This window comes from Algivirga pacifica, from assembly GCF_039543525.1.
Lineage (GTDB): Bacteria > Bacteroidota > Bacteroidia > Cytophagales > Flammeovirgaceae > Algivirga > Algivirga pacifica.
This window is the reverse complement of the sequence record NZ_BAABJX010000022.1, coordinates 105,806-117,941: the sequence shown is the minus strand read 5'-3', so window position 1 is coordinate 117,941 and position 12,136 is coordinate 105,806. Positions and strand designations below refer to the sequence as shown.

Sequence of the window (12,136 nt, the reverse complement as noted above, 5' to 3'; positions counted from 1 at the left end):
TAAGTTCGAGAATCCCTAAAATATTTCTATTCTGGCTTATTATAGTTAAATAATGAGTTAAGAAAGGTTTTATTCTTCTACTTTACTAACCTATGATCTTTTGAATTTATGCTGAAAAAACTGCTTTGGACGGTATTGACTTTTGTAGTATTATATCTTTTGTGGAACTATGAACATGTGATTTATGGAGCGCGTCAGGGCTACGGCCAATTAAAAGTCTTGATGGAGGCTAGACCTATTGAAGAATACTTACAAGACGCTGATTATCCAGAGGATAAAAAAGAAAAATTAAGATTGGTGCAGGAGATCCGACAGTTTACAATTGATTCCCTAGGATTAAATGAATCTGGAAGTTATCGTAAAATGTTTGATCAGCAAGGTAAACCATTATTGTGGACAGTAACCGCTTGCCAGCCTTTTGCATTGGAAGCAAAGGAATGGACTTTTCCGATTTTAGGAACGTTTTCTTACAAAGGTTTTTTTGAGTATGACCTTGCTCAGAAAGAACAAAGAGAGTTGGATAAGGACGGTTGGGATACCCGTATAGGAGAGGTGAGTGCTTGGTCTACTCTTGGGGTTCTGAATGATCCTATATTATCCTCTACACTTGATCGTAATATAGGAAGTCTTACTCAATTAGTGATCCATGAGTTGACCCATGGAACTTTGTATATCAAAAATAATGTGACCTATAATGAGAACTTGGCTGATTTTGTAGGAGATGAAGGAGCCAAGTTATTTTTGGCATATAAGTATGGAGTAGAAAGTGAAGAGTATCAACGTTATCTTAATCGAAAAGAAGATAGAAAGAAGTTTTCAGAGTATATATTATCCTCTACCAATCGCCTAGATTCTTTATATAGTTCTTTTGATGAAACAATTCCTTTGGAAGAAAAAAAATTACAAAAGGAACAATTGATTACTGAGATTATGAAAGGATTGATTACGGTCGATTTTTATAATAAAAATTACTACACTTATTTTCAGGACTTTCAGCCTAACAATACTTTTTTTATGAGTTATAAAAGGTATAGAGAAAGGCAAAATCAGTTTAGAGAACAGTTTGAGCAGGAGTTTGATAGTGATTTCCAGGCTTATTTTAAATACTTAAAGGAAACCTATAAACCTTTGTTTTAATTAAAAATGAAGGATACCTCACTTTTTTACTGCTTATAATTTTTTAAGAAGCTTAAAATAAAGTACATTATTAGGACTATATAAAAAATATCAAAAGCGATTCTCTTTTGATATTTTCATTTGAAACAAAACAGAATGATCATTCGTTCTGTATTTGTAAAGAGACTTTTAAGATTGCTATTCTGGCTAAATAAAGATATAATGAATACAGTGGTTAATACAACGATTAATGATCTGGAAAGAGTTTTTCAGAAACAAAAAGTAAAAGCAATAGAGTGGCGAACAAGTACTGCCAAAGAGCGTATTCATCGTTTAAAGAAGTTGCAACGTTATATGTTATCACATCAAAAAGAGATAGAACAAGCTCTTCATATTGATTTGAGAAAGCATGAGGTGGAGGCCGTTATGACGGAAATTTATGTGGCTAACAAAGAAATTAAGGAGTGTATTAAACACCTGAAGGGATGGATGAAGCCCAAATATGTATCCACACCGTTACCATTATTTACAACTTCTGGAAAGGTCGTTTATGAGCCTAAAGGGGTCAGTTTGATCATTGCTCCCTGGAATTATCCTTTCTTTTTGCAAATGGGACCATTTGTCAATGCGATTGCCGCAGGAAATACGGCCATTTTAAAGCCTTCTGAAATGACTCCTCATGTTTCTTCCATCGTTAAGAAGATCATTAGTGAGGTATTTGAGGAAGAGGAGGCATATGTGGCTGAAGGTGGAGTAGAGGTATCTACTGCTTTACTGGAGATGCCTTTTGATCATATTTACTTTACAGGTAGTCCGCAAGTTGGAAAGATTATTATGAATGCGGCAGCCAAGAACTTAAGTTCAGTGACCTTAGAGCTAGGAGGAAAATCACCAGTAGTTGTAGATAAAAAAGTCAACCAAAAAGATGCTGCTAAAAAAATTATATGGGGCAAGTTGACCAATATGGGACAGACCTGTGTCGCTCCGGATTATTTATTGGTGCATGAAGAGATAGAGAAGGAATTCTTAGATGCTTTACAGGAATCCATGCAAAAAATGTACAATGCAGATGGAAAAGGTATACAACAGGCAGAGGCATTAAGTAGAATTGTAAATGAGAGGCACTTTGATCGTATCGTTGGGATTATAGAAGATGCGATCGTCAAAGGAGCTGAGGTCGTATGCGGAGGTACATGGGATCGTGATGATTTATATATTGCTCCAACGATTTTAAGAAATGTGACAGAGGATATGAAAGTGATGCAGGAAGAGATATTTGGACCATTGCTTCCTGTGAATACTTATAAGACTTTGGAAGAGGCTATTGAAATAGTTGATAGAAGAGAAAAGCCATTGGCTTATTATATATTCAGTAAAAGTCGAAGAGCACAAAAGTATTTACTCAACCACTCTACCGCAGGATCTACAGCGATTAATGAAACGATATTACAGGTAGCACACCCGCATTTGCCATTTGGAGGGGTAAATAATAGTGGTATAGGAAAAGCAAATGGGTATTACTCATTCCTGGAGTTTAGTAATCAGCGTTCAGTCTTGAAACAAAAAGTTGGATTGACCAATATGAGTATGCTGTATCCTCCATATACTCCTTTCAGTGCAACAATGATTAATACATTGAAAAAGTGGTTTTAAAAAAATAAGACTACCTATCAACCGATAGGTAGTCTTATTTTTAGAATTGTGTAAAGTTCTGCCAGAACTTATCCTCAGGCAATTTGGCCGTAATTCTTACAGGCTCCTTTTTAGTAGGATGCATGAATTCTAGTTGTCTAGCATGCAAGTGAATGCTTCCATTTCTATTTTTTATTTTATCCTTATATTTCAAGTCACCGTTGATAGTACAACCAATTTTTGCTAGTTGAGCTCTAATTTGGTGTGGTCTTCCCGTTTTAGGGTTAACTTGTACAAGGTAATATTGTCCTACTTTACCTAAAAGTTTATAGGATAACTCAGCCCTTTGTCCACCTCTACGATCAGACTCATAACAATGTACCCTATTCTTTTCAGTATCTTTCTTGATCCAATGGATTAAAGTATCCTCATCTTCAGGAGGACGATTGCTAACTAAGGCCCAATAGGTCTTTTTTACGGAGCGATCCTGAAATTGCTTAGACAAGCGATCAGCGGCTTTGGAAGTTCTTGCAAACAGAACTACACCACTTACAGGACGGTCTAGCCGGTGAATGGTAGCCAAGTATACATCCCCAGGCTTATCGTATTTTTTCTTGATATAAGCTTTTACCTTATCGGAAAGAGGCTCGTCGCCAGTACTGTCTCCTTGTACTAGTACCCCTGCTTCTTTGTTGACAACAATAATATGGTTGTCTTCATACAAAATATTTAAATCCTTCATCACTTATTTAGTAGCACTCTTTTTCATTTGGAAAATCTTGACTCTTCACATCGTCGATATAGGCTTTGGTAGCATCGGTCATGATGCGATCCAAGTCGGCATATCGTCTAAGGAAGCGTGGTTTGAAGTCTTTAGTGATACCTAACATATCATGTACCACTAGTACTTGTCCATCCACATCTGCTCCAGCACCTATGCCTATAACAGGAATCGTTAAGGATTCTGCTACTTTTTTAGCAAGGTTCGCTGGAATTTTTTCAAGTACAATAGCAAAGCAACCACACTCTTCCAGTAATTTAGCATCTTCGATGAGTTTCTTTGCTTCTTCTTCTTCTTTAGCCCTTACAGTGTAGGTACCAAATTTATAAATTGATTGAGGGGTCAAGCCAAGGTGTCCCATGACAGGAACGCCAGCAGAGAGTACCCTCTGAATAGATTCTTTGATTTCTGCTCCTCCTTCCATTTTTACAGCATGTGCACCGGATTCTTTCATAATACGAATAGCAGATCTCAATGCTTCTGAAGAATTTCCTTGATAACTACCAAATGGAATATCTACCACGATAAGCGCACGATCTACCGCTTTTACCACAGAGGTCGCATGATAAATCATATGGTCCAATGTAATAGGAAGAGTAGTTTCGTTACCAGCCATTACATTAGATGCAGAGTCTCCTACCAAAAGAACATCAATACCTGCTGTATCGAGAATTTTAGCCATTGAAAAATCATAGGCAGTAAGCATAGAGATTTTTTCTCCTCTGCTTTTCATTGCCTGCAATTGGTGAGTAGTAACTTTTTTGATTTCTTTTTTATGTACAGACATCGCTTTCAAGTTTAAATGAAGAGGTGTTTTATTACTTAAAACACGGAATAGGTAAAATATGGCGAACTTCTAAGAAGGAGTGCTTTTTTTATATAAATTTCGAAATGCAAAAATAAAGGAAAAAAGCGAAAAGGTAAGAAGTAAAGGTAAAAGGTCTATCACCATAATTATACGATAAAAACTATTCATGAATATAGCGACAATTGTGGGGGGAGGTAAAAGTAAGTGCTATAGCGTATGTATCTGAAGGAACTGAACATCATTAACTTTAAGAATTATGAGGAAGCACATATTTCGTTTTCTCCAGAGATTAATTGCTTGGTGGGACCGAATGGTTGTGGAAAAACGAATCTATTGGATGCGATTCATTATTTATCTATGACTAGGAGTGCGATTAGTTCGGTAGAGTCTCAGAATGTAAAGCATGGGGAGCGATTTTTTATGATTCTTGGATTTGTGGATAAGAAGGAGAAGGTCACCCGAATACATGCGGGGTATCAGCAAGGAAAAAAATCATTCAGTATTGATAAAAAAGAATATGAGCGTTTGAGTGAGCATATTGGTAAGTTTCCATCAGTATTAATTGTTCCACATGATACTGATTTAGTGCGAGAAGGAAGTGAGGAGAGAAGAAAATTTTTTGATAGTATTATTTCACAAGCAGATGCTGAATATCTACAACAACTTATTCGATATAATAAGCTACTGAAGCAGCGCAATAGCTTATTGAGACAATATCATGAGTACCCTCTCCATTTGGTTGATCAAGATTTATTCGCTGTATATGACGAGCCTCTATCAGCATTGAATGTTTATATTTATGAGAAGAGAAATTCTTTTATAAAGGCTTATAATGAGCAGTTTCAGCATTATTATTCTTTTTTAACGGATAATGCAGAAGAAGTATCTTTATCGTATAAATCTGATGTAGGCAAGGATGATTTTTTAGTACAGTTTAAGGAGAGTTTCTCTAAAGACATCATGCTACAACGTACTACAAAGGGGATACATAAGGATGACTATGATTTTAAAATACAGGGATATTCTTTAAAAAAATATGGATCTCAAGGGCAACAAAAGTCCTATGTGATCGCCTTGAAGCTAGCACAATTTGAGTTGATCAAACAATTAGTGAGTACCAAGCCTGTATTACTATTGGATGATATATTTGATAAATTGGATGATCATAGAATACAAAAGTTGTTACAACTGGTAGCAGACCATCAGTTCGGGCAAATTTTTGTGACAGATGCGAGGGAAGAACGAACCAGGCAGTTATTATCTATATTAGATGCTGAGGTCAAGTTTTTAAACGTTAAGGATATAAAGAATAACTAATAGTGAATAAATATTAATAGGCTGCTTTTCAGTATTACAGAAGTAGGGTTTATGGCTTTATGCAACGGTTTTTCCCACTGTAGTAAATAATATTGCGTAATGATTGTCAATAAGAGAAGACCGTCACTTTTTAGTAAAACCAAAAACTGAACCACTATGAATAATAATTATGTGATCATTATGGCAGGAGGTATCGGCAGTCGATTCTGGCCATTCAGTAGACAGCGTTATCCGAAACAGTTTCAGGATATTTTGGGGGTTGGAAAGACGATGATTCAACAAACAGTAGAGCGTTTTGAAGAGGTTTGTCCTCTTAGTAATGTCTATGTGGTGACAAGTGTTGAATATTATGATTTAGTGAAGGAGCAACTTCCTTTTTTAGAGGATGAGCAGATATTATTGGAGCCCAATAGAAAGAATACAGCCCCTTGTATTGCTTATGCTTGCTATAAGATAGCGGCTAAAAACCCACAGGCAAATATCGTGGTATCTCCAGCGGATCATGTAATTATGAATGTTCAGGAGTTCAGAAATACACTTAATTATGTACTGGATGAAACCAAGGAAAGAGATATATTAGTGACATTGGGAATACGTCCCAGTAGACCTGATACTGGTTATGGTTACATACAAGTCAATGATGAAGCGGACACCAGCATAGGAAAGTTGAAACCTGTAAAGACATTTACAGAAAAGCCCAACTATGAGTTGGCAGTAAGCTTTATCACTAGTGGTGATTTTGTATGGAATGCGGGGATTTTTATTTGGAATGCTCAGGCAATTATTAAAAAGTTTGATGAACTCCTACCTGATATTGCAGCTCCCTTTAATGAAATGAGAGACAAGTTTTATACAGATAAGGAGCAAGAGGCCTTGAAGATGGCTTATTACCAATGTAGAAGTATCTCTATTGATTACGGGATCATGGAATATGCTGACAATGTTTATGTAATGAGGAGTGATTTTGGTTGGTCAGACTTGGGTACTTGGAAATCTTTGTATGAACAAGCCGAAAAGAATAGGGATGAGAATGTTTTACAGGGTAATATCATGACTTATGAAACAAGGGAAACAGTGGTGAAAACTCCTCAGGATAAATTGGTGATCGTTCAGGGGCTGCAAGATTATATAGTAGCAGAGTATGATAACGTGTTACTGATTTGTCAGAAAGATCAGGAGCAAAGAATCAAACAGTTTGTCAGTGACGTGAAGGAAGAGAAAGGTCAAGATTTTATATAAAAACCCATTACATTATTAGATATGAAAGGTATAATACTGGCCGGAGGATCCGGTACTCGCTTGCACCCCTTGACGAGGGCTATAAGTAAGCAGCTAATTCCTGTTTATGATAAACCGATGATTTACTATCCACTCTCTACCTTGATGCTGGCAGGGATTAGGGATGTATTAATTATCTCTACTCCTGAACATTTACCACTTTTTGAGCAGTTGTTAGGAGATGGTAAGCAGTTGGGGTGTAACTTTTCTTATGCGGTACAACCTAAACCAGAGGGACTGGCACAGGCATTTATTATTGGGGAGGAATTTATAGGGGATGATAAGGTAGCATTGATATTAGGAGATAATATCTTTTACGGTACGGGGCTTTCTGAGCTACTGCAGAAGAATACGGATATCGAAGGAGGTGTTGTTTATGCTTATCACGTACATGACCCTGAGCGTTATGGAGTAATTGATTTTGATGAGGAAGGAAATGTTCTTTCTATTGAAGAAAAACCAAAGGAACCAAAATCAAATTATGCAGTACCGGGTATCTATTTCTATGACAATCAGGTCGTAGAGATTGCAAAGAATATTAAGCCAAGTGATCGAGGTGAGCTGGAAATTACAGATGTGAATAAGGTTTATTTAGACAGAGGAATGCTAAAGGTGGGAGTAATGAATAGGGGAACGGCTTGGTTGGACACTGGAACCATCACCTCATTGATGCAGGCAGGAGAATATGTAAGGGTAATTGAGGAGCGTCAAGGGTTGAAAATAGGTTGTATTGAGGAAGTTGCTTATCGTATGGGCTATATTAATGGGGAGCAATTAAAGACTCTGGCAGAGCCATTACTTAAAAGTGGATATGGAAAGTATCTGGTACAACTGGAAAAGTCTTCAAGAAAGGTAAAAGAGGTAGGTGTATAAATTTCAAGTTATGAATATTCAAGAAACGAAACTATCAGGCTGTTATATCATAGAGCCTAAGGTCTTTGGCGATGAAAGGGGGTACTTCTTTGAAAGCTTTAATAAAAAGCAGTTTGAAGAAGTAACGGGTTTGTCTGTTGATTTTGTACAGGATAATCAATCCAGCTCCCGCTACGGTGTATTGAGAGGATTACATTTACAGTATGGAGATGCTGCCCAAGCAAAGTTGGTAAGGGTATTGTCAGGAGAGGTGCTCGATGTAGCGGTAGACTTAAGACCTGAGTCGGAGACTTATGGTCAGCATGTTGCCGTGAAGTTGACTGCTGAAAATAGAAAACAGTTATTCATTCCTAGAGGATTTGCTCATGGGTTTGTGGTAGTGAGTGAACAAGCTGAGTTCTTTTATAAATGTGACAATTTCTACAATCCAAAGGCTGAAGGAGGTGTCATTTATAATGATCAGAGCCTTAACATAGATTGGGGGATCCCGGAGGAGGATATGATTATCTCTGAAAAGGACCAACAATTACCAACATTCTCATCATTCGAGAAAATATATTCAGCCTTATAAAGTATAGCGATTTATGAAGAAAATACTTGTTACAGGAGCTAATGGACAGCTAGGGCAGGAGCTGAGAGAACTTTCTAAGCAGCAGACGGATTCTTTCGTTTTTGTTGATATAGATCAGTTGGATATTACAGAACAGCAAGGTGTTCAACAGTTGTTTCAGGAGGAAGGATTTGATTATTGTGTGAATTGTGCAGCCTATACAGCTGTAGACAAAGCGGAATCAGATCAAGCATTGGCTGAAAAGGTGAATGTTTTAGGGGTAAAGGTATTGGCAGAGACTTGTCAGCAGTTTGGAGCTAAGCTTATTCATATATCGACGGATTTCGTTTTTGATGGAAAGTCATTTTTGCCATATAAGGAAGAAGATAAGACGAAACCTATTAGTGTATATGGATTGACAAAGTTGCAAGGCGAGCAGCAGGCATTGAAAGCAAATCCTAAAACAGTAGTCCTGCGTACCTCATGGTTGTACTCATCTTTCGGAAACAACTTTGTAAAGACTATGCTTCGTTTAGGAAGTGAAAGAGAGGAATTAGGGATTATTGTCGATCAAATCGGAACACCAACTTATGCGGGAGATTTAGCAAAAGTGGTGGTAGAGATTATACGACAAGACAAAGAGTTATTTGGTGTCTATCACTTTAGTAATGAAGGAGTAGCGAGTTGGTATGATTTTGCTTTAGCTATTTTGGAGGGAGCAGAGGTAAAGGTAAATCCTATTCCTACTGTTGCTTATCCCACGCCGGCTGCAAGACCTCATTATAGTGTGTTGGACAAGACTAAAATCAAGGAAGCTTTTGATATAGAAATCCCTTACTGGAGAACAAGTTTAAAAACTTGTCTGGAATTATTATCAGTACATAACATTCAATAATATCCATGAAATCAATATTGATCACAGGAGGAGCGGGCTTTATAGGTGCTAACTTCGTTCCTTATTTTATAGAAAAATATACAGATTATCGTTTAATCAATTTAGATAAATTGACGTATGCCGGTAACTTAGAGAATCTGAGTGAGATTCCCTCAGATCATCCACGCTATGAGTTTGTAGAGGGAGATATTTGTGACCGAGCATTGGTTCAAAAGTTATTTGAAGTACACGATATACAGGGAGTGATTCACTTTGCGGCAGAGTCACATGTGGATAATTCCATCACCGGACCTGAGGCATTTATACAAACCAATGTGAATGGTACATTTACTTTGATTGATGTCGCTCGTAACTATTGGATGGAAAGTCCTTTTCAGTATAAAGAAGCTTATAAAGATGCTCGTTTCCATCATATTTCTACGGATGAAGTATATGGTACACTAGGAGCTGAGGGATTGTTTACGGAAGAGACGCCTTATGCACCTAACAGTCCATATAGTGCATCTAAAGCGAGTAGTGATATGATCGTAAGAAGCTATCACCATACGTATGGAATGAATGTTGTAACTACCAATTGTTCTAATAATTACGGACCAAAGCAACATGATGAAAAGTTGATACCGGTGATTATTCGCAAGGCATTAAATCAAGAGTCTATTCCAATCTATGGAGATGGAAAAAATATTAGAGATTGGTTATATGTGATGGATCATTGTAAAGGTATTGATTTGGTATACCATAAAGGAGTCAGTGGAGAGACTTATAACATTGGTGGACGTAACGAAAGAGATAATCTTTATATCGTACATACGATATGTGAATTGCTAGATGGACGAAAACCATTGAGTGAAGGATCTTATAAGCAGTTTATTACATTCGTCAAAGATCGTCCAGGGCATGACCGTCGATATGCTATAGATGCGACTAAGCTTGAAAATGATTTAGGCTGGGAAGCAGAGGAAAACTTTGAGTCTGGAATTAAAAAAACAGTGGATTGGTATTTAGAGAAGTATATGGCTTTAGTGAAGTAAATGTTATAAATACTACAAATATTAAAAAAACGGGATATTTTCCGTTTTTTTTGTGATTATCAATGCTTAGTTGCATATTAATATTGCATTAATTCACTAGTAATAGGGATTTTTTCCTATCCATTGCTTCCCTACTTTTGTTAAATACACAAGTGAATTCTATAAAAAACTCAAAAAATTAAATCACCTTCTGATTAACCAATATTTAAAACTAACGTCAAGATGATAGATACTATGATACTCTCTGAGCGTGACAAAGCGCTACTCAAGAATAAAGGTATTACCAAGGAAACTTTAGATGCCCAAATCAAAAATTTTCAGAAAGGTTTTCCTCCTATGGCAGTGGTTAAGGCTGCTGTAACAACCGATGGTATTCTGCAAGTATCAGAAACGGATAAAATCCCCTATGAAATCAAGTTTGAAGAATGTATAGAAGGAAAAAAGCTCGTTAAATTTGTGCCAGCATCAGGGGCAGCTACACGTATGTTTAAGGTAGCTTACGAGTTTTTGAGAAAGCACAGAGGAACGGAGGTTGGAACGGATACCTTTCAAGCTTCAGGAGATGACTTGGACGTATTGGAGTTGTTTGATGGAATTAAGAAATCCGCATTTTATAATGATTTACAGGAACTGATGATCCGAAAAGGAAAGGATTTGGATGCATTGGTAGAAAAAAGAGCCTACGTAGAAATGTTGGAGGCACTTTTGGAAAATGATGGTATGGAATATGGATCTCTTCCTAAAGGATTATTGAAGTTCCATAAATATGGAGATGAGGAGATGCGTACACCTGTAGAAGAGCATTTGGTAGAAGGAGCAATGTATGCTCGCGATTGTAAAGGTCATGTGAATATTCATTTTACAGTATCTCCGGAGCATCAGCGAAAGTTTGAATATCATATTAATCGTATCAGAGAAAAATACGAGAGACGTTTTAGAACTCAGTATAACATTAGTTTCTCACAACAGAAGCCTTCAACCGATACCGTAGCGGTAGATATGGACAATAACTTATTCAGAAAAGAAGACGATGAGCTATTGTTTAGACCAGGAGGACATGGTGCATTGCTGGAAAATGTGAACGACCTGGATGCTGATATTATTTTTATCAAGAATATTGATAATGTACAACCTGACCGATTAAAGCCTTCTTTGGAGTTCAATAAAAAGGTATTGGGTGGAGTACTCTTGGAAGCCCAAGAAAATATATTTGCATTCTTACATGCATTGGACGAAGTGCAGAGTGAAGAAGAATTGACTTCATTGTTAGATGAAATAGAAAACTTCTACAATGAAAATCTTTGTACAATTTTCCCAGAGGACTATGTTAGCAAGTCATTATCTGATAAAAAAGATTATGTGATTGGTAAATTGAATCGCCCTATTCGAGTCTGTGGCATGGTAGAGAATGAAGGTGAGCCGGGCGGAGGACCTTTCTGGGCAAAAAATAGTGATGGATCAGTTTCTTTACAGATTGTAGAGAGTGCGCAGTTAGATGAAGAGAATGAACAAGTAAAGGAAATTATACAGCAGTCGACTCACTTTAACCCTGTAGATATTGTTTGTGCGGTTAGAGATTACGAGGGAAATAAATTTGATTTGCTGAAATACAGAGACCCAAATACTGGCTTTATTGCGATAAAATCAAGAAATGGTCTTGAGGTTAAGTCTCAAGAATTACCGGGACTTTGGAATGGGTCTATGTCTGATTGGAATACTTTATTTGTAGAGGTTCCTGCCAATACATTTAGCCCGGTAAAAAAGGTGAATGATTTACTTAGACGTGAGCATATGACTAAGGATCAATTGATGAGAAGTATATAAGGATACAATAGATTATAAAGTAAAAAAGGTG

Annotated in this window: 11 protein-coding genes; 9 read left to right on the top strand and 2 right to left on the bottom strand. The window is 36.9% G+C overall.

Annotated features, from left to right (window positions below; all coding sequences use genetic code 11):
- Positions 1–108: 108 nt before the first annotated feature.
- Positions 109–1,137 carry an aminopeptidase gene (locus ABD985_RS07415; RefSeq protein ID WP_345370530.1) on the top strand — a complete coding sequence of 343 codons (1,029 nt, stop codon included), beginning with the start codon at positions 109–111 and terminating at the stop codon, positions 1,135–1,137.
- Between the two features lie 201 nt (positions 1,138–1,338).
- Positions 1,339–2,769, top strand: coding sequence for an aldehyde dehydrogenase family protein (locus ABD985_RS07410; protein WP_345370529.1), 1,431 nt, complete (start codon positions 1,339–1,341; stop codon positions 2,767–2,769).
- A 40-nt stretch (positions 2,770–2,809) separates the two neighbouring features.
- Here ABD985_RS07410 and ABD985_RS07405 read toward each other — a convergent pair whose 3' ends face one another.
- On the bottom strand, positions 2,810–3,490 hold the full coding sequence (locus tag ABD985_RS07405; protein WP_345370527.1) for an RluA family pseudouridine synthase: 681 nt from the start codon (positions 3,488–3,490) through the stop codon (positions 2,810–2,812).
- Between the two features lie 7 nt (positions 3,491–3,497).
- Complete coding sequence (gene panB, locus ABD985_RS07400; protein ID WP_345370525.1) at positions 3,498–4,316, bottom strand: 3-methyl-2-oxobutanoate hydroxymethyltransferase; 819 nt, start codon at positions 4,314–4,316, stop codon at positions 3,498–3,500.
- 237 nt (positions 4,317–4,553) lie between these two features.
- Between panB and recF the strand changes: the two genes are divergently transcribed.
- The 7 genes from recF to ABD985_RS07365 all read left to right on the top strand — a co-directional run bounded on the left by recF (position 4,554) and on the right by ABD985_RS07365 (position 12,105).
- Positions 4,554–5,654, top strand: coding sequence for a DNA replication/repair protein RecF (recF, locus tag ABD985_RS07395; protein WP_345370523.1), 1,101 nt, complete (start codon positions 4,554–4,556; stop codon positions 5,652–5,654).
- Positions 5,655–5,810: 156 nt separating this feature from the next.
- Positions 5,811–6,893 carry a mannose-1-phosphate guanylyltransferase gene (locus tag ABD985_RS07390; RefSeq protein WP_345370521.1) on the top strand — a complete coding sequence of 361 codons (1,083 nt, stop codon included), beginning with the start codon at positions 5,811–5,813 and terminating at the stop codon, positions 6,891–6,893.
- A 21-nt stretch (positions 6,894–6,914) separates the two neighbouring features.
- A complete protein-coding gene (gene rfbA, locus ABD985_RS07385) occupies positions 6,915–7,805 on the top strand; it encodes a glucose-1-phosphate thymidylyltransferase RfbA (protein WP_345370520.1) in 891 nt (296 codons plus the stop codon).
- Between the two features lie 10 nt (positions 7,806–7,815).
- Positions 7,816–8,376, top strand: a complete 561-nt coding sequence (gene rfbC, locus ABD985_RS07380) for a dTDP-4-dehydrorhamnose 3,5-epimerase (RefSeq protein WP_345370518.1) — start codon at positions 7,816–7,818, stop codon at positions 8,374–8,376.
- A 13-nt stretch (positions 8,377–8,389) separates the two neighbouring features.
- Entirely contained in the window at positions 8,390–9,250 is an 861-nt protein-coding gene (gene rfbD, locus ABD985_RS07375; protein WP_345370517.1) for a dTDP-4-dehydrorhamnose reductase, read from the top strand.
- Positions 9,251–9,255: 5 nt separating this feature from the next.
- The gene (gene rfbB / locus ABD985_RS07370) at positions 9,256–10,281 is read left to right on the top strand and encodes a dTDP-glucose 4,6-dehydratase (protein ID WP_345370516.1); all 1,026 of its coding nucleotides are present in this window, start codon (positions 9,256–9,258) and stop codon (positions 10,279–10,281) included.
- Positions 10,282–10,503: 222 nt separating this feature from the next.
- On the top strand, positions 10,504–12,105 hold the full coding sequence (locus ABD985_RS07365) for a DUF4301 family protein (protein WP_345370513.1): 1,602 nt from the start codon (positions 10,504–10,506) through the stop codon (positions 12,103–12,105).
- Positions 12,106–12,136 lie beyond the last annotated feature (31 nt).

Bases quoted from the DNA above. Each gene is read 5' to 3' on its own strand.
- ABD985_RS07415 (WP_345370530.1), top strand. From the start codon at position 109: ATGCTGAAAAAACTGCTTTGGACGGTATTGACTTTTGTAGTATTATAT.
- ABD985_RS07410 (WP_345370529.1), top strand. From the start codon at position 1,339: ATGAATACAGTGGTTAATACAACGATTAATGATCTGGAAAGAGTTTTT.
- ABD985_RS07405 (WP_345370527.1), bottom strand. From the start codon at position 3,490: ATGAAGGATTTAAATATTTTGTATGAAGACAACCATATTATTGTTGTC.
- panB (WP_345370525.1), bottom strand. From the start codon at position 4,316: ATGTCTGTACATAAAAAAGAAATCAAAAAAGTTACTACTCACCAATTG.
- recF (WP_345370523.1), top strand. From the start codon at position 4,554: ATGTATCTGAAGGAACTGAACATCATTAACTTTAAGAATTATGAGGAA.
- ABD985_RS07390 (WP_345370521.1), top strand. From the start codon at position 5,811: ATGAATAATAATTATGTGATCATTATGGCAGGAGGTATCGGCAGTCGA.
- rfbA (WP_345370520.1), top strand. From the start codon at position 6,915: ATGAAAGGTATAATACTGGCCGGAGGATCCGGTACTCGCTTGCACCCC.
- rfbC (WP_345370518.1), top strand. From the start codon at position 7,816: ATGAATATTCAAGAAACGAAACTATCAGGCTGTTATATCATAGAGCCT.
- rfbD (WP_345370517.1), top strand. From the start codon at position 8,390: ATGAAGAAAATACTTGTTACAGGAGCTAATGGACAGCTAGGGCAGGAG.
- rfbB (WP_345370516.1), top strand. From the start codon at position 9,256: ATGAAATCAATATTGATCACAGGAGGAGCGGGCTTTATAGGTGCTAAC.
- ABD985_RS07365 (WP_345370513.1), top strand. From the start codon at position 10,504: ATGATAGATACTATGATACTCTCTGAGCGTGACAAAGCGCTACTCAAG.